Source organism: Cryobacterium sp. PH31-O1 (genome assembly GCF_030063455.1).
GTDB lineage: Bacteria > Actinomycetota > Actinomycetes > Actinomycetales > Microbacteriaceae > Cryobacterium.
In genome coordinates, this window is sequence record NZ_JASITB010000004.1 from 1 (window position 1) to 17,088 (window position 17,088).

At 65.9% G+C, this 17,088-nt stretch carries 16 protein-coding genes; 3 read left to right on the forward strand and 13 right to left on the reverse strand.

What is annotated here, in order from left to right:
* Positions 1–1,057: copper amine oxidase (locus QMK31_RS09220; protein WP_502852853.1), on the reverse strand; the 1,057-nt coding region annotated here is incomplete at its 3' end.
* 845 nt (positions 1,058–1,902) lie between these two features.
* Between QMK31_RS09220 and QMK31_RS09225 the strand changes: the two genes are divergently transcribed.
* Complete coding sequence (locus QMK31_RS09225; protein WP_283500660.1) at positions 1,903–2,562, forward strand: DUF5134 domain-containing protein; 660 nt, start codon at positions 1,903–1,905, stop codon at positions 2,560–2,562.
* Between the two features lie 114 nt (positions 2,563–2,676).
* On the opposite strand, the gene QMK31_RS09230 is transcribed toward QMK31_RS09225, so the two are convergent.
* The 8 genes from QMK31_RS09230 to QMK31_RS09265 form a co-directional block, all read right to left on the reverse strand.
* Positions 2,677–3,357: a nucleoside/nucleotide kinase family protein gene (locus QMK31_RS09230; protein ID WP_283500661.1), complete on the reverse strand. Its 681-nt coding sequence runs from the start codon at positions 3,355–3,357 to the stop codon at positions 2,677–2,679.
* A 107-nt stretch (positions 3,358–3,464) separates the two neighbouring features.
* The gene (locus QMK31_RS09235) at positions 3,465–3,785 is read right to left on the reverse strand and encodes a hypothetical protein (RefSeq protein WP_283500662.1); all 321 of its coding nucleotides are present in this window, start codon (positions 3,783–3,785) and stop codon (positions 3,465–3,467) included.
* Between the two features lie 219 nt (positions 3,786–4,004).
* Positions 4,005–5,000 carry a hypothetical protein gene (locus tag QMK31_RS09240; RefSeq protein WP_283500663.1) on the reverse strand — a complete coding sequence of 332 codons (996 nt, stop codon included), beginning with the start codon at positions 4,998–5,000 and terminating at the stop codon, positions 4,005–4,007.
* On the reverse strand, positions 5,000–5,659 hold the full coding sequence (locus QMK31_RS09245) for an arsenate reductase/protein-tyrosine-phosphatase family protein (protein ID WP_283500664.1): 660 nt from the start codon (positions 5,657–5,659) through the stop codon (positions 5,000–5,002). The genes QMK31_RS09240 and QMK31_RS09245 overlap by 1 nt, the downstream gene beginning before the upstream one ends.
* On the reverse strand, positions 5,656–7,092 hold the full coding sequence (locus QMK31_RS09250) for a tyrosine-protein kinase domain-containing protein (protein ID WP_283500665.1): 1,437 nt from the start codon (positions 7,090–7,092) through the stop codon (positions 5,656–5,658). The genes QMK31_RS09245 and QMK31_RS09250 overlap by 4 nt, the downstream gene beginning before the upstream one ends.
* A 108-nt stretch (positions 7,093–7,200) precedes the next feature.
* Entirely contained in the window at positions 7,201–7,725 is a 525-nt protein-coding gene (locus tag QMK31_RS09255; protein WP_283500666.1) for a hypothetical protein, read from the reverse strand.
* Positions 7,726–7,817: 92 nt separating this feature from the next.
* The gene (locus tag QMK31_RS09260; protein ID WP_283500667.1) at positions 7,818–9,608 is read right to left on the reverse strand and encodes a DUF4012 domain-containing protein; all 1,791 of its coding nucleotides are present in this window, start codon (positions 9,606–9,608) and stop codon (positions 7,818–7,820) included.
* A 29-nt stretch (positions 9,609–9,637) separates the two neighbouring features.
* Entirely contained in the window at positions 9,638–11,089 is a 1,452-nt protein-coding gene (locus tag QMK31_RS09265; RefSeq protein ID WP_283500668.1) for a tyrosine-protein kinase domain-containing protein, read from the reverse strand.
* 167 nt (positions 11,090–11,256) lie between these two features.
* Between QMK31_RS09265 and QMK31_RS09270 the strand changes: the two genes are divergently transcribed.
* Both QMK31_RS09270 and QMK31_RS09275 read left to right on the forward strand, forming a co-directional pair.
* Entirely contained in the window at positions 11,257–12,081 is an 825-nt protein-coding gene (locus tag QMK31_RS09270; protein ID WP_283500669.1) for a CPBP family glutamic-type intramembrane protease, read from the forward strand.
* A gap of 210 nt (positions 12,082–12,291) precedes the next feature.
* Positions 12,292–12,600 (forward strand): DUF7882 family protein, encoded by a 309-nt coding sequence (locus QMK31_RS09275; protein WP_283500670.1) that lies wholly within the window; start codon positions 12,292–12,294, stop codon positions 12,598–12,600.
* A gap of 354 nt (positions 12,601–12,954) precedes the next feature.
* Here the strand turns inward: QMK31_RS09275 and QMK31_RS09280 are convergent, their stop codons facing one another.
* From QMK31_RS09280 to QMK31_RS09295, 4 genes are all read right to left on the reverse strand, one after another.
* Positions 12,955–13,488 (reverse strand): sortase, encoded by a 534-nt coding sequence (locus tag QMK31_RS09280; protein WP_283500671.1) that lies wholly within the window; start codon positions 13,486–13,488, stop codon positions 12,955–12,957.
* A 160-nt stretch (positions 13,489–13,648) separates the two neighbouring features.
* Positions 13,649–14,326 carry a thymidine kinase gene (locus QMK31_RS09285; RefSeq protein ID WP_283500672.1) on the reverse strand — a complete coding sequence of 226 codons (678 nt, stop codon included), beginning with the start codon at positions 14,324–14,326 and terminating at the stop codon, positions 13,649–13,651.
* Positions 14,326–15,750, reverse strand: a complete 1,425-nt coding sequence (locus QMK31_RS09290) for a hypothetical protein (RefSeq protein WP_283500673.1) — start codon at positions 15,748–15,750, stop codon at positions 14,326–14,328. Before QMK31_RS09290 ends, QMK31_RS09285 begins: the two co-directional genes overlap by 1 nt.
* Positions 15,747–16,976 carry a sensor histidine kinase gene (locus QMK31_RS09295; RefSeq protein ID WP_283500674.1) on the reverse strand — a complete coding sequence of 410 codons (1,230 nt, stop codon included), beginning with the start codon at positions 16,974–16,976 and terminating at the stop codon, positions 15,747–15,749. Before QMK31_RS09295 ends, QMK31_RS09290 begins: the two co-directional genes overlap by 4 nt.
* Positions 16,977–17,088: the final 112 nt, after the last annotated feature.

The window sequence follows — 17,088 nt, forward strand, 5'->3', positions numbered from 1 at the left end:
TGCTGTCGTCTTCTTCGTGCATGCAGATAGCGTTCTCGATGGTCATCGGGTTGCCGTGGCTGTCGGTGGTGATGCCATCGAAGTACTTGATCTCACCCACGCAGTCGCAGCCGAGTTTCAGCGAATTAGCCATGTTACCGATGTTGTATTCGCCGGAATCGAAGGCGTTCTTCTTGGCCTGAACGGGAGCTGGGTCACCGTAGGGAACGACCATCTCTGCCAGTGACGCACGGTTGATGACGGATCGGTCGGTGCCCTTGTTGCGGAACTTGAGCTGGTGCAGCACGAGGCCTTCACGGGGCGTGAAACCGACGCGGAAGGACCAGTCGGCCCATCGCACGTGGTTGCCCGTCACCTTGAAGGACGCGCCTTCGGGCTGGGTGATGGAGATGGGCTTGAGGTCGGTGCGGGCTGGTCCAACATACTTGGGCAGGTAGTTGCCGGCGGCAGAGGGGACCGGGATAGCTTCGGCGTCCTCGACCTTGGCGACGGTGCCGGAGCTGAGGTCGTAGATGACGACGAAGTTCTCTATCGGGTGCGCATAGGGGCTGTCGTCAGGATCCTGACGCACGAAAACGAGGGCGCGCATCAGGCGTCGTCCCTCAGCGTCTTCTCCGAACCAGCCAACCGACCACGGCTCAAAGCAGACGAGGTCCAGGTTGGTCAGGCCGCGGGCAGCGAGGGCCTCGATGACGCGCGGGTCCTTCTTGCAGTTGATCTCGCACTCGGCGAACTCGTCCAGCATGAAAGGCGGCTGAACGCCGGAAGCCAGCTGCGTCCAGGTGGTGACGATGCCGGCGTCAAGGTTGACGATAGCTTCGTAAGCATTGCCCGTGGCGCGGTCAATGAGGACCGAGTCTGCTTCGCGCTCGATTTCATCGCCGGCGCGCAGGGCGTGCTTAGACGGTTCACGCAGCTCAACGCTGATGAAGCGGAACGTCTCGGCTTCTGCTGGTCCGTTCTTGAGGATGGCAGCCGCACGAGAAATCTCGGCGCGCGACAGCGGATCGAGGGGGTGTGCGCCGACAACGGTCTGAGTGTCAATACTGATGGTCATGGTTCTCTCCTTCGGTTGTTCTATGGGTTCCAGAAAGTCGTGCAGCCGAGGCGTCTTCGCATCGGCGGTCACCTCAGATTCCGAAAGATTCCGGGAAGGCAATCAGTGGAGTCTCGGTGGACAGATTGGGCCGCGACAAGTTAGCCGGCAACGGGCAGCGGTAGCGGCTGATTTTCGTGCTGTGGCAGCAGCTAGCCCCGGATCACGAACGGCGCGGCAACGTAATGCCGGAGAGGCAACCGCCCTCGACCGAGCAGGTGGATAGAGCCTTGCTGAGGGTGCCCAATACGGTTTCCATAATCTCTCCGATGAGTTGTGAAAGGTGCGTCAGAACTTTTCCGTGGTGATGGGCGACTGGGTTTAACACCGAGCCGGAACATCCGGGGGAAACTAAGAGGATTCGGCTGTAACCGGAATTCCGCTCTTTTCTCGAGGGCCAGCCGATCTCTGATTCGAGCTCTTCTGGTGACAGTCCGGTTCGGAGCCGTCGTCCCTGATGTAAAGCTACGGGACGTAATTCATATAGTCCAGCTTTTTTTACAAAAACCAATCCCGGTCTTGAATCCAGGCAAGTCTCATCGACCAGAGCCGTTGACGTCTCACTTCAAGCGCCACTGGTGGCGCGAATTCATGTACTTCCGTCTTTATTAGACCAACATCATGAAGGTCACGAATCACGCCACCCCAAAGGGTAGTTAGAGCTATCACAAGACAGAGTTACCCCTGCCGACTCGTTTCGAGATAGTGGACACCAAGCGAAAGCACCGTTCGGCCGGTGCGGTTGCGGCCGCCCCGGGGATCAAACCCGTAGCTACCCCAAACCCAGTGTAGGGAGAGTGATCTGCGTGTTCGAATTTGCTGCAATTGCCTGGACTTTGACGGCCGTATTGTCGCTCAGCGCAGGCTTCTATGTGGTGCAAGCCCTACGGTCTCAGCAGATCATGAGCCGGATCAACCACGGCCTCAGCGCCCTCATGAATGTCGTCATGGCGTCTATGCTCTGGCACCTCGGGGCAACGACGATGCTGGTTCAGATCGCCGTTCTCACCTTTGCGGCATTGTGGTTTGTGCTTCAGGCGGTCGCCAGGCCTGAGCTCAAAACCCTCTGTCCCAGCCACCGAGGCCGGCTGAAATGCGCGTACCACAGCATTTCCATGGCCGGCGCTGCTCTCATGGTCGCAATGATGATGGGGCATGCGGCATCCGCTGGCACTGGAATTCTTGCGCAGAGTCAGACCGGCCTGGCAGGCTCCCACCACACGATGGCGGCCTCATCTCCCAGTACCGGCGGAATAGCACTGGCTGACGCCCCCATTCTGGCGATCGTGCTGACAACATTATTTGGAGCAGCCGCCGTGGTTTTTGTCGTCCTTCAGGCGCGTCGGCAGCTATCGAAAACCTCCCACCGCACTTGGGCAGCTCGTGGTCATTCCGTACGAGCGGAACACGGGTTTGAAGCTATCGGCGCGGCCGCCATGGCCGTAATGTTCGCCGCTATGGCGTAGTCCTCTATATAGAGAATTAGCGGCCAGAGCATGACCGCGCGAATAGGGATGCTCCTCCACTCCCCCTGCGCCGCGCACGGGCTGGAGGGCGGCATGCGCTGGGGCGGGGTGGTGCTATTGGCCCAGGATGGTGAGGGTGGCGCGGGCACGAGTGGCGTCGATGAGGACGGCATTCTGCCCGTCGACGGATTCGGCCCAGGCGCGGGCGGCCTCGGGGGTGCGTCCGTGGCGCTCATGGCGGTCGATCAGGCGGCGCAGGCGTTCGGCCGCGTTGGTCTCGCAGAACCAGCTCTCGGCGAGAAGGCTCGTGATCTGCAGCCACGGTTCGGTGTCGGCGAGCAGATAGTTTCCCTCGACGATGACCACACGGTTGCTGGGCAACACGGCGATCTCGGCGGCGATGCCCTCGTTGACGTTGCGGCTGAAGCTCGGCGCGTAGACGGTGTGGTCGAATTCGGTAAGGAGGCGGCGGAGGAGAGCGACGAATCCCCAGCCGTCGAAGGTGTCGATGGCCCCCTTGCGGTCGTGCCGGCCGAGGCGTTCGAGGGTGGCGTTGGCGAGGTGAAAACCGTCCATGGGGAGGTGCACGGCTATCGCAGTGCTGCCCAGAAGGTCGTTGATCGTCGCCGCGACGTTCATTGCGAGGGTGGTCTTGCCGGCGCCGGGGCTGCCGGCGATACCGACCAGGATGCGGCCCTGCTCGGGTATGAGATCGATAGCGCGGCGGGCGAGCGCGATGAGTTGAGCGGATGCCGGCGGCCCGGCTGTCGCGGCGGAGCGGTTGTTTGGGGGCATGTGTCGACTTTAGGCGGGGCAGGGGGCACTTGGGACAACGTGCGGGGATCTGGGGCCCGAGCCCGCAATGGATAGAGAGGGGGAGACCCAGGCGTTTGGAGGCTGGGTCAGGAGTCGGTGGGGGGCCAGATGCCGTCGCATCCGCTTTGCTGACAGACAAAGTGCCAGTCGTCACCGTCGGGGACGATCTTCATGGGCATGAGGCAGCGGGGACAATTTGGCGTGCGCGCCTCGGCCGGAACGGGGCTGGCCAGCTCGGCCTCGGAGTATGGCGGGCCGAAGTAGAGCTGCGTGCAGGCGAGGTTCGCGCAGCCGTAGTCGTACCGCGTGCCCTGCCAGATGACCTCCATGGCGTCGCCGCACTGCGGGCAGCGGCGCGGTTGCTGCACGTCCTTCTTCTGGAAAAGCCAGGAGACGTTTTCATCCATGGGCCGAGACTAGTCCCGCCGGAGATTGCACGTCGGGGATTCGCTGCTCTGTGGACAATTCACGGCCTCGTTGCCGCCCGTGGCACGCATATCAGCGGAGATTGCGTCTATCGGTGGGTCAAACTAGGCGATTTGGAGCCTCTCGGGGAATATCTCCGCAGTTCGGCACGGCGGCATCGGCGGCGCGGGGCCGTGAGCGCCGCTGACGGGGCGGGGCGGCTAGAGCCAGGTGCGGCCGGCGTCGGTTGACCGAACGGTGGCGTCGCCGATCCACAGCCACAGGGTGTCGTCGGCGACCGCGACCGCGACGTTGCCGGCCAGCGCTGCGGGCGTCTCGTCGGTCTCGTAGCAGCCGGTGACCGTGGCTACGAGGTCGGCGTTGAGGGCGACGAGGTTCACTCCGGCGCAGGTCGCCGGGTCGGCGGTGGCGGATGACGCGGTGACGGCGGTGGTGACAGCCGAAAATCCGGTGGGTGTGGCGGTGAGGGTGACCATTCCGGCCACGGTGACGGGGGGCGACCAGGTGGTGGCGGCATCCGTTGTGGCGAAGAGGCGGCCGTCGGCGCAGAGTACGGCTGCGGAGTCGGCGTCGGCCGAGCTCGCGGCGAGGGTAACGACAGCGTCACACGGAGCCGGGGCGAGCCCGTCGGGGCCGTGCACGGTGGCCCGGTCGGCGGGGTCGACGTACCAGGCCGCGTCGAGCTCGTCGGGGTAGCTGGAATAGTTGTCGCCGCCGATGAAGGTCTTCACGAACTGCGGAGCGCAGTCAGCGTCGTCGAGGCCGACAAATTCAGCGACCGACTCGCTCTGCGCGGTGATGGCTTGCAGGCCGGTGACCCCGGTCGGTGCGGTGGCGTTGCTGGCGGTCCAGCTGGCACCGGAGTCGGTGCTCAGTTCGGGCGACGCCGCGGTTGCCGGGCAGGGTCCAGTCGTGGCGCGCCAGGCCGCGGTGTTTGACACTGCGGAGAGCAGTCGGGAGGCCGGGACCGGGGCGACGGCCGGCGACGGCGTGCGCGTCGGGGTGGGGATCACCGCGGGCGACGGGGTGGGACTGGCCGTGGGGAATGCGGATGCCGCCGTCGTCGACGACGCGTCGACGGCTGCGTCGACGGAGGTGGAGGTGAGGGCGCTCGTGATGAGCACGGCGTCGATGAGCAGGAACAGGCCGACGGCCGAATATGCGATCAGGCGGCGACGGCGGGACTGCTGGGGCATCAGGCTCCGGCCGCGACGAGGGCGGCGGTGATCGTGGTGACGGAGGCGTTGATGGCTGCGGCCGCCCGGGCGTAGACGGCGGCCGACTGGCGGTAAGGGTCATCGACGTCGTCGAGCGTCGGCGGGTTGGGCGAGGGGTGGAGTCCGCGGGTCGAGGCGACCTCGGCGATGTAACCGGCGAAGTCGAGGGGGGGCCGGGCTGTGGAGGCGGGTTGCGGCTGTCGTATGGCGGAATCGACCGGCGAGTTCGGGGCGGCGTCAACGGGCGTGAAGGAGTCAGCCGCGGCGACCAGGCGGGCGAACTGGTTGAGCGTGAAGGTGTAGCGGGTGGCTTTGGGCAGCAGGGTGACGACCTCGCGACGATGGTCACGCGTAGCAGTGAGAACGAGGTCGGCATCGGCAATGAGCTGCTCGGTGAGCTGGCGAGCCGTGTGCTGGGTGCTGGAGGCTCCGTATTGCGACGAGAGCGCGGCAGCCTCAGGGGTCATGGCGCTTTCGGTCATGGCGTGGGTTCCGGCGCTCGAGACGACGACGCCGATGCCGGCGGCCTGCAGGTTTTCACGCAGCAACTGCTCAGCCAGCGGTGATCGGCAGATGTTACCGGTGCAGACGATGAGGATGCGGGGCATACGAGCGGCGAGTTCGCTGGGCGCGATCATGCTTTGGACCTCAATCGACGGGAGTAGTTGGGGGCGATGATCTCGGGAGCCGGGCCGACGTCGCCGTAGGTGTGACCATACCCGTACTGGCCGTAGTGGCCGTAGCCGTAGGCATCCGGTCCTCTGGTAGGCAGCATGGTCATGACCACGCCGCTGATCGGGGCGCCGACCTTGTCGAGCGCAGCGATAGCCCCGGTCAGCTGGTTCTTCTGCGTGCGCCCGGCCGCGACAATGAGAATGGCGCCGCCGACGCTTTTCGCGAGGATGGCGGCGTCGGTCACCGGAAGCAGCGGCGGGCAATCAAAGATGACAACGTCGAAGGTGCCGTTGAAGTCCTCGATGATCTGCGCCATTCGCGACGATCCGAGCAGCTCGCTCGGGTTCGGCGGAATGTGGCCAGCGGGCAGCACGAACAGCTGGCCGCGACCCCAGGGCTGAATGACATCCTCGAGCTCGGCCCGCCCGACGAGCACGTCGGTGAGACCGACGGCCCCCTCGATGTTCATGTACTCGGCAACGCGGGGTTTGCGCAGGTCGGCATCGACGAGCAGAACGCGGGCGCCGGCATCCGCGAGGGAAATGGCGAGGTTGGCGCTCGTGGTGCTCTTGCCCTCACTGCCTATGGAGGAGGTGACCACGAACGAACGGTCAGTGCGCTCAACGTCGAGGTATTGCAGGTTGGTGCGCAGCGTGCGAAAGGACTCCGCGCGGGGGCTGCGCGGGTCGGCATGCACGATGAGCGGGCGTTCGGCGGCCTTCGGGTCAAACACGATGCCACCGATGATGGGCAGGTCGGTGACCTGTTCCACATCGCGCTGGCTGCGAATGCGGGTATCGAGGGTTTCGCGCAGCACCGCGAGCCCGACGCCGAGGGCCAGTCCTACGAGCGCGCCGAGCGCAATGTTGAGTGGAACGTTCGGAGCCACCGGCGACGACGGCACGCTCGCCACCTGCACCCGGGTGAGTTTCACCGACGGCGCCCCGGTGACCGCATCGGGTTGCTCGATCTTCTGCACGTTCTCGGCGAGGCTCTGCGAAATTGCGTTGGCAATATCGGCGGCGCGCCTCGGATCGGCGTCGGTGACGACAACGTCGATGATCGAGGTGTCCAGCGGCGCCGACACGGCCACGTTATCGGCCAGCTCGGCCGCCGAGACGTCGAGCTGCAGGGTCTCGATGACCGGCAGCAGTACGAGCGGTGTGATGGCGATACCGGAGTAGGACTTGACCCTGGCAACGGTGAAGCTCGCCCCCTGCACGAGGTCGCTCGTGGTGCCGCTCGACTGGGTTGAGACGAATACCTTCGACGTGGCGCTGAAGGTCGGCGTCTGCAGAATCGAGAAAACGGATGCCGCGGTGACGGCCACCAGGGTCAGCGCCACGATGAGCATCCAACTCTTCTGCAGGATGCGGATGTAGTCGCGGAGTTCCACGCTGCTGCCTTTCGTTGCGATACAAAGCTGCCAACCCGTAGCTTGACACAGGTGACGGGGCCGACTGGGTACGCCAGCGGCCCTCAATCAGGGGGTTGAGCCGGTTGACTAGACGGTGGCGGCGCGGCGGCGCAGGGTGAGACGCAGTGCGATGACGAGGCCGACGCCGAGCAGCAACGCGCCGGCGGCGCTGTAGATGAGCACGATCGGGGCGTCGAATCCTGCCGATGCAAGGTTGGTGCCGTCGGCGGCGACGACCGTGATGGTGGCCGTGCCGACGCTCTGCGAGCTGAGACCGGTGGCCGTGAGCGTGTAGGAACCGGTTGCGCCGGTGGGCAGGGTGACCTTGAGGTCGAGGGCGCCGGCGCCGGTGGCCGTCTTCTGAATGTCGACGGTGGCGGCGCGCAGGGTGGCCAGGGTGACCGATCCCTCGCCGGAGACAGCGACAGAGACCTTTTCGGCGGGGGCGAAGGCGCCGTCATCGAACGCCACGGCGACCGTGCTGCCGGCGGTCTGGCTGCCCGACACGGTGATGAGGTCGGCGGCCACGTAGCCGGCGGCGTGCGCGGCGACCGGGCCGGCCAGCAGTGCAGCGCCGACGAGCGCGAGCGTGGCAAGAAGTTTTTTGATCAAGGTGAATCCCCCGTAGTGCGTTGGTGCCGGATCGCCGTGGTTGCCCGGATCGCTCTGGTTGTGCGATCGCCGTGGTTCCCCCGTTGCGTACCCTAACAACTGAAGTCTAGTGATGCCGTGTCGTTCAGCGCGATCAGCGGTGTGGAATGCAGTTCGAGGTTGCCGGTGAAAGGCTCCGGTCCGAGCCAGTTGAAGCGCAGCACGGTGCTTTCGCCGGGTGCGAGCTCGATGCCGATGGTGCTCACCGGGTAGCCGGCGTCGGTAGCCGGGTGGTACGGCACCTCGGTGCCGTCCCTGGTGAGGCCAAGGTTTTGCACCTCGGGGGTGCCGTAGCCCGACACCATGGTCTTGATGTTGCCGAGCGGTACTCCGAAGGCGCCGGCGCCGGTGACGTACGCGGGGAGGCTGGTGGCGGCATCCGCTGGGGCCGTGTTGGTGAGGGTGACCTCGAGTGCGTACTGCGGTCGCAGGTCTTTGCGGCAGGTCTGCTGGCCGATCGCGGTCTGCACGTCGAGGTAGAGGTCCATCTTGGCGCCGGTGCCGTCGTTGAGGTAAAGCCCGAACCGGTTGGCGGTTTCGTCGCTGATGGGCCGGGCTCCGGCCAGGGTGGTGCCGTCGAGGATGGCCTGCTCGGCCGCATCAGCGTTGTAAACCAACACCCGGTTCTCGGTGGCAGCGCGGGCCAGCGCCGCGATGAGTTTGGTGGGGTCGGCGTTGCCGCTCTTGACGGCGTCGAACACGGCGCCAGCGGCGGCCGCGAAGAAGATGTCCTGCTTCTGGGGGTCTTCGTAGCGGGCGTAGACGTCGCTCAGCAGCAGCTGCACGGCGTTGTCGGCGGTGAGTACATCGCCTGTGGCGAGGGTGATCGGGCCGGTGGCATCGAGCAGGTAGCTCAGCGCGACCGGGTCGACCGAGAGCACCCCGTTGGCTTCAGTACCGAATTCGAGGCGCCACATTTCGCGCGCCAGCGCGCCGGTTTGCTCGAAGTCGGGCGTCATCGTGACGTTCTGAATGAACTGACCGGTGATGTCGCCGTAGATGCTGCGGGTTTCGTTGCTGAGCGGCAGCACCGGCTGCGGATACTGGGGGAAGGAGGTCGAGCTGGCCTGCTGGGTGAGTTCGATGCTGCCGTTGTCGGTGTGCAGCAGGGCGAGCGCGCCGGGAATGCCGCCGGTAGAGCGCAGTTCGGCCGGATTCTGAAACAGCAGAATGTAGTCACGCGGTGCGGTGGCGCCGAGCATGGCCGGCAGCAGGGTAACCGCGCGGTCCATGCCGTCGAGGGTGGCAGAGGTCTCGACCGTGACGGTCGTCAGCCGGGTAACAGCGCTTCGAACGACGTCGAGCACGTTGTCGGTCTCGATGGCGTTCACACTGGCAGCGGCGCGGGCCAGGGCGGTATTGGCTGTCGTCACCGCTGGCTGCGCGTCGAGCAACGGCTGCAGGGCAATGGCGCCGTCAACGGGCTTAAAATCGGCCAGGTTCAGGGTGCCGGCCAACGCCGCGAGCGGGGTGACGGCGTTCTGGGCGACATCATCGACCACAGCGGCGAGCTGGCTCACGGCCACGAGGTTCGGGCCGAGGAAGGGAAGCAGTTCGTAGGTGTGCCAGATCGGGTCGCTCGTGCGCTCCTGGGCGGTGGCGGCGAATTCGGCCAGCTCGGCCGCAGTCACAGCGGCGGCCGCCCCGTCACCGGCGGTGACCTGCTCCTTGATACTCTCGGCCAGCGGCACAGCGGCTTCGAGGGCGTCCTTGGCCTGCAGCCCGCGAATACCGACCCAGGCAGTGGCCGCCACCACGATGACGAGCAGCCCGAGCACGACCAGCCCCACGATGGTACGCGTGCGCTTCGGGGGTGCGGCCGGTGCCGAAGGGGAGGAAGACATTGCCCTATTCAAGCAGAACGCGCGGCCGGTTACGGCTTGACGCGAGCGCCACGGGCGCGGGCCGGCGCGGCATCCGCTGCGGGAATCAACCCGGGTGCAACCGGGTCGGCACCGCCATAGCTATAGCCGTAGCCGTAGCCGTAATGGCCGTAGCCGTAGGCGTCGGGGCCACTCGTGGGCAGCATGGTGAGCACGAGACCCGAAATGGGGGCGCCCACATTGTTGAGCGCGGCAATGGCGCCGGTGAGCTGGTTCTTGTGGGTGCGACCGGCCGCGACGACGACCAGGGCGCCGCCAACGTTTTTGGCGAGCACCGCAGCATCCGTGACCGGAAGCAGCGGCGGGGCGTCGAAGAGCACAACGTCGAAGGCCCGGTTGAATTCGGCGATCAGCTGGGTCATGCGGGTGGAGCCGAGCAGCTCGCTCGGATTGGGCGGTACGTGGCCGGCCGGCAGCACGAACAGCTGGCCCTTACCCCAGGGCTGAATGACGTCGGCCAGGTCGGCGCGGCCGATGAGTACGTCGGTGAGCCCAACGGCGCCCTCGATGTCCATGTAGTCGGCGACCTTAGGGCGGCGCAGGTCGGCGTCGACGAGCAGCACGCGGGAGCCGGCGTCAGCCAAGGCGATGGCCAGGTTGGCGCCGGTCGTGCTCTTACCTTCGCTCTCGATCGAAGAGGTGATGACGAAGGAACGCTCGACCCGGCCCACATCGAGAAACTGCAGGTTGGTGCGCAGCGTGCGAAACGACTCGGCGCGCGGACTGCGCGGGTCGACGTGCACGATGAGCGGCCGGTCCTTGGCCTTGGGATCGAAGACGATGCCGCCGAGAATGGGCAGGTCGGTGAGCTGTTCGACATCGCGGGTGTTGCGGATGCGGGTCTCGAGGGTTTCACGCAGCACGGCGACGCCCATGCCGAGCGCCAGGCCAACGAGGGCACCGAGCGCGATGTTGAGCGGCACGTTGGGGCTCACCGGAACGGTGGCCACGGTGGCCTGCTGCGCGCGGGTCAGCTTGACCGGCGAGGCCGCGCCGGCGGTGTCGGGGGTCTCAATGTCTTCAACGACGAGCGTGAGGCTGGCTGAAACGGCGTTGGCCGTGTCGGCGGCTCGCACCGGATCGGTGTCGGTGACCGTGATTTCAATGATCGAGGTGTCGAGTTGGGCGGACGCGACGACCTTCTCGGCCAGGGCGTCAGCGGGCAGACCGAGGTTCTGGCTCGCGATGACCGGCAGCAGCACGATCGGCGTGGTCACCAACGCGGAATAGGTCTTGACCCGGGCAACCGAGAAGTTGTTGCCCTGGGCCAGGTCGGCGGTGGACCCGCTGGACTGAGTGGAAACGAATACCTTGGAGGTCGCGCTGTACTGCGGCGTTTGCAGAATCGAATAAGCGGATGCCGCACCCACGGCCACCAGCGTGCACAGCACGATGAGCACCCAGCTCTTGCGCAGAATGCGAATGTAGTCGCGAAGTTCCATGCGGCGGCGATCCCCTCGAGTCTTGAATGGGGATGGCAGCCCCGATGCGGGGCGTACTTCACCGTACGAACGTTCGGCTCCCCTGTTCTGAGGGTACCGAACTTTGACCTGAGCGCAGACCGGCGGCGGGGGCCGGTAGCTTTGAGGTGATGGGGAGGGTGGATTTTATGGGGGCAATGGTTCGGCTGGAGGCCCGACGTGTGCTCGTGCCCGCGGGCGTCGGGATCGTGGTGGCCATGCTGCTGATGGTGGCGGTGAGCGCCACAACCTTCGCCGACGCTCATCTGGCCACCCTCCTCGGCTATCTGTGCGTCTGGGTGCCGCTGCTCGCGGCGATCGTAGTCGCTGGCGCTTACGCTTACGCCGGGCAGCACGGCCTGGGCGCCCCGGAGACCGTCGGGAGGCTCGCTGGGGGCATCCGCTCGATGCGGAGCCTGCTGCGGCTGTCGTTTCGCCCGATCGACCTGATCTGGGGGCTCGCGATTGGGCTGCTGGCTCGCACCCTGGCCAGCCTGGTTGAGGTCTGGGGGTATGGCAGCATCGGAACGGCCGGTGCGACGTTCGATCAGACCGTCTACGACTTCTGGTGGTTGTTCGGCGCTCTGCTGGCCCCGGTGCTGCTCGCCCCGGTCGTGGAGGAACTCTTTTTTCGCGGACTCGTGCTGCGCGCCGTTTACGGGCAGGTGGCGACGAGTCGCGTACCCAGTACAGGTAAAAGCCGACAGAACGTACCGACCCAATCGGGACGCGGCTCCACACCGTGGGCCGCGCCGCTCGCGATTGGGGTAAGCGGGCTGACGTTCGCACTCATGCACCTCGTGACCATCGATGCCGGCAGCACCGCTGTCATCGTGGTGGTCGGAGTCTCGACGCTGATTTTCGGGCTGGCAGCGGCATCCGTTTCGCTGGCAACCGGGCGAATCGGCGGTGCGATCGTTGCACACGTGACCTTCAACGGGCTCGTGATGGTGCCGGCTTTGCTGAGCCTCTAGCGTCGGGCTGATACTAGGGCCCAGACCGATCTGACTGTCCCCATCATTGGGGCTGCGTTCTGACTAACCAGGCGAGCTTTTTCGGGAACGGCTTCACTAGGATCAAAGCGCAGTGCAATTACCGCTCCCAGAGTGGCAACAAAACCTGTGGTTGTATGCGGCGCGGCTACCCCGTTCGCGTTCGCCCTTGAACCGACGCGAGGCAGGCTTATGGGCAAGTTTACGTACGACTCGAGTGTCGCCGTCGACTTTGATGACCGCGTGCTCGCGCACATTCAGATCGTGATCGGTGCCAAGCTGCGTCGTGGTGAATCGTTCTATTTCTCCTGGCGTGACGACCCACTCGCTGGCGGAGGCCGCAGCACGGTCTGGGTGCATCCGGGCATCTCCCTGTCTTTCAAATTCTTTGGCAGCAAGACCCCCATCCTCAATCGCGACTGGGTCGATGCGCTGTCGCTGTCGGCCAACTCGGCGACTGGCCTGCAGGTTGTGGTCGAGCCGCCGAAGCGCGTGCCGTAGTTTTTGCGAAACGGATGCCCCGGCCCGGCCAGATTTCTGGTCGGGCTTTTTTGCGCCCCCGGCGGCTGTGGGCTCGACGGCTGTGGGCACGTCGGCTGTGGGCTCGACGGCTGTGCCTTCGTCGGGTGTGGGCTCGCGGTGTGCCGGGCTTCGGTGGCGTTGGTCGTTGCGGGGCGGTGGACGGGACGGTGGACTGGGCGGTGGACGGGACGGTGGACTGGACGGTGGACGGGACGGTGGACTGGATGGGGCGGTGGGTTCTGGTTGCCGCGGGCGCAACGGGTGCGCAAAACGCCTCGACTCCAGTTGGAGTCGAGGCGTTTGGGTGCAGCGGGTGCTGCGCGGTAAAGCTACTTACGCGGAAGCGTGCTGACGACGAACCGAGATGCGCACGGCGACGAGAGCGGCACCGAGAATGAGGAGGCCAGCGGCACCCCAGATAACGAGAACCGGAACGTTGTAGCCGGTGGAGGAAAGTGCCTTGGCGGGCGTTCCATCAGCAGCGGTGACGGTCAGTACAGCGGTTCCGACGGTGCCGGTGGCGCCGGTCGCGGTGACCGTGTAGAGGCCAGTGGCGTTGGTGGGAACGGTGATGACGGCAGAAACGGCGCCGGTGCTGGATGCCGTCTTGACGACGGTGTTGGAGACGGCGGCCTTGACGACGCTCAGGGTGGCAGCGGGCGTTCCCGAAGCGGTGAAGCTGACCGACTCGCCATCGTCGAAGGCAGTGTCCGCGAAGGACACGGTGGTGGCCGAGCCGGGAGCCGGCGTCGAGTCCGTGACCGTGGTGAGGTTCGAGGCGACATAGTCAGCCGCGTTGGCGGCTGGCGCGAAGGCGAAGACAGCGATGACGGCGAGTGCCGCTGTTGCGAGGCTTTTCTTGAACATAGTGAGGGTCCCCCCGGGTAAGTGAATGGCTGATACGCCGAAACGGCGAGTCCCGGCATATCGTCGTGAAATACCTAGGCGACTCTCAGGTTAGCGGGCTGGTTGGTGCAATACACAATTTGTTTTGTCATCTTGTGCGAAAAATGGCGTAGAAACGCGGTTAAGCACCCGTAGTGGGGGTCTTTAACTTCGTCGTGCCTGTTGCCGACGAGACGGGTGCCGGCCGACTGCGGTTATTGAGCACGCCGTGGCTCTCCTCGAGATAGCAGCTGCCGCAGAGCGACTCGTAGGTAACCTCTTCGCCGTCGATGGCCACCTGGTCGCCGTCGAAGACGTAGGCGCCGCCGATCTTGCGCCCGTTGAAGACGGCCTTACGCCCGCACCGGCAGATGGTCTTGAGCTCTTCCAGGCTGTGCGAAACCTCGAGCAGACGGCGACTGCCGGGAAATGCGACGGTCTGAAAGTCCGTGCGAATACCGTAGGCCAGTACGGGAACGTTCTCGATAATCGCAATGCGCAGCAGATCGTCGACCTGGGTTTCGGTCAGAAACTGGGCTTCGTCGAGCAGCAGGGCGCTGACATCGCGGCCGAACCGGTCGAAGACCTGCGCGCGGTGCTCCTGGAACGCGGCGTAGGCGTCCGTTTCGGGGGTCAGCAGAAAATCAACGGCCCGCGTGACACCGAGACGAGACAAGATGCCGCGATCGCCCTTGGTGTCGACCGACGGTTTAGCGAGAAGCACGTGGTGTCCACGCTCTTCATAGTTATATGCCGCTTGCAGCATGGACGTGCTTTTGCCGCTGTTCATGGCGCCGTATCGAAAGTACAGTTTGGCCATTATGGGGTGCCTTTGGTCTGGAAGCGTTCAGCATCGAATTCTAGCGTGAGCAGCGGATGCCGGCTGGTCACGCGCACCCGGGTGAACACGGCCCGCAGCACGCTGAGGTATGGACGCAGGGCCCGGCGCCGCTGAAACGGCGGCAGGGAGATGCCCGCCTGGATGGTGATCGTGTCTCGCGGGGATGCGCTTCGGAACGCGGTGGCGGGAGTACCGGCCTGGGTTGCGGCGTGCACCTGGGCCTGCGCGCGGGCCTGCGCCCTGGCCTGCGCGGCGGCCTGCGTCTGTGCAGCGGTGACGATCGCCATCGTCGTCGTGTCGGTGGCCGGGGTGGGACGAGCGCTGCGGTCGCCGAAGGCCTGGGTGATTTGGTCGGTATCGGCGGGGGCGGCGCCAGAACCGTCAATCTGCACGACGAGGCTCGTGGGGTCGAAGCCCTTGAGGCGGCAAAGGGCCACGATCAGGGCTCCGACGGCGGCGCGCTGGTCAGAGTCGAAACCGGTCGCGCGTCGCTCGGGGTCGGCGATGACGCAGAGCGGGGCAAGGCCGCGCGCGGTGAGGACTGCGCGTTCGCGGTCGATGAGGTCGTCGAGCCAGGTGTGGTCGACCTCAGCGACAAGCACCCGACGCACCTGAAAAGCGAGGGAGCGCGCGCGTTTCACGTCGGCCGCTGTCAGGGTCTTTCGTTCGAGAACGTCGGCCAGGAAGGGCAGAACCTCGGCGCCGAGGTTCTTGAGTCGATGGTCGACCACCTCGGTGGCAAGGAGGCCGCGACTGGCTTCGGTGCTCGCGCGGATGGCGCGGCGGGCATCCGTTTGCCAGCGATGAATGGAGTTGACGACCTGACGCGAATACGCGGCGGCGGCGAGGGCCGGGGCGAGCACCTGGGTCATGGCGATGATCGCGAACAGCACGGGCGGGGTCTGGATACCCAGGAACGGCGACTGGGCGAGGGCCGTGATGCCGACAGTGACGGCCGCCGCTACGCCGAGCGCGAGGATTTCCTTCCACGGCCGAAACGGCGCCATGGCGAGCAGCAGCAGGCCGAGTCCCATCGGGGCGAAGTCGTCTTGAATCATGCCGTTGAACTGCCAGGTGCTCGCCACCGCGAGCAGGTGCGCCACCAGCCCGAGCGCCACGATCACGACGGCGCGGGTGCGGGTGAAGGGGGCCAGGTCGGGCCTGGAAGACCAGACGAGCACGGCGGCCGCGATGGTCAGCACGGCAACGGCGGCGGCGGCGAGCTCTTCCAGCTGAATCTCGTGCTGGCGGCTGGTCGTGGCGGCGACGGCATAGGTCACGACGACGAGGGCCACAACCGGGGCGAGGGGCCACGCGGCGAGGCCGCCGATCGGGTCGAGGCGCTGTTGCGAAGCGGATGCCGGTGCGCGCGGCCGTCTCGGAGTGGGGGTCGCGCGAGTCATGAGTTCTTCTGAGCGGCGGGTACGGTCAGGCGCACGCTGGTTCCGGCGCCGGGGCGGCTCCAGATCAGCACGGATCCGCCGAGCTGTTCGATGCGACGCCGCACGGACTGCCGGAGACCGAGGCGGTCGGAAGCGGATTCGGATTCGGTGAAGCCACGGCCGGCATCCGTTATGCGGAGTGAAATTGTGGTCAGGTCTTGCTCGATGGCGACCTCAGCCGAGGCGATTCCGGCGTGGAGGATGACGTTGACCAAACACTGCTGCACGGCGAGGCCAACCTCGCGGTCACTGCCGGCATCGAGGCGGGAGAGGGCGTTGATGTCTCCGGTGACGTCGATTGTCAGCCCGCGGTCGCGGCCCCGTTCGATAGCGCCATGGACCGCGCTGGAGATCCAGACGCTGGTCTCGGTCGGTTCGGAAGCTTTTTCGGGCAGGGTGGGGTGCGGGCCGGTGTCGCTGCGGGCGTCGATGTCGGTGAGCCAGTCGGTGTCGTGCAGGGTGGTCAGGGTGTACCGGAGGCTGGTCTGGAGTCCCGGCGAGAGCCCGCCGGGTTCGGCGAGGGAGAGCGCGACGAGCTGGGCAACGGTTGTGTCGTTGAGCAGGGCGATGGCGCGTGTGTCGAGGGCGTCGCGCAGCTGCCGGTTGGCGCCGTCCTGAACCGCGCGGTGGATGGCGGGCTGCGCGGCATTGCTCAAGCGGCGGTCGATTCCCGCGAGCAGCATGACACCGACGAGCACGAGGTAGGTCGAGAGGGTGAACAGGTCGGGCCGGTAGGGCACCGTGGTGCCGAGGATAGCGAGGAGAGCGGCGGACTCGGCGAGGAGAAAAGCCGCGGTACTCCAGAGCACGCCGGCAAGGGCGGTGGATCCGGCGCCGCCGACCATGACGAGAGCCATCTTTGGCAGGGCGACGAGGAACATATTCGATGCGGGGAATACGTCGGGAACGCCGAGTACGGCCCGGGTGAAGACGTAGACGCAGAGGGTTCCAAAGACGAGATAGGCGACCGCGAACCCGATGCGGCGGTGCCGGGTGAAGAGCACGAGCAGGGCGCCCATGGCGAGTACGGCCACGACGGTGATCCAGAGTTCGGGCCGGCTCAGACTGAGGACGGCGACCGACACCGCCCCCGCCATGAGGCAGGTCAGCGCAAACCAGTGCGCGGCCCGCGCGAGGGCGCGCGCGAGCGTCAGCTGGACCAGATGGCCGGGCAACCCTAGAGACATTTTTCCCCCAAGGTAAGTATGGCATTGGGGCGGGATGGTGGTGGTGATGTGAGGGAGGTGACGTGAGGGCGTCTCCGCGCTCCGGGCCCACCTTATGGCCCCGGGCCCAGTT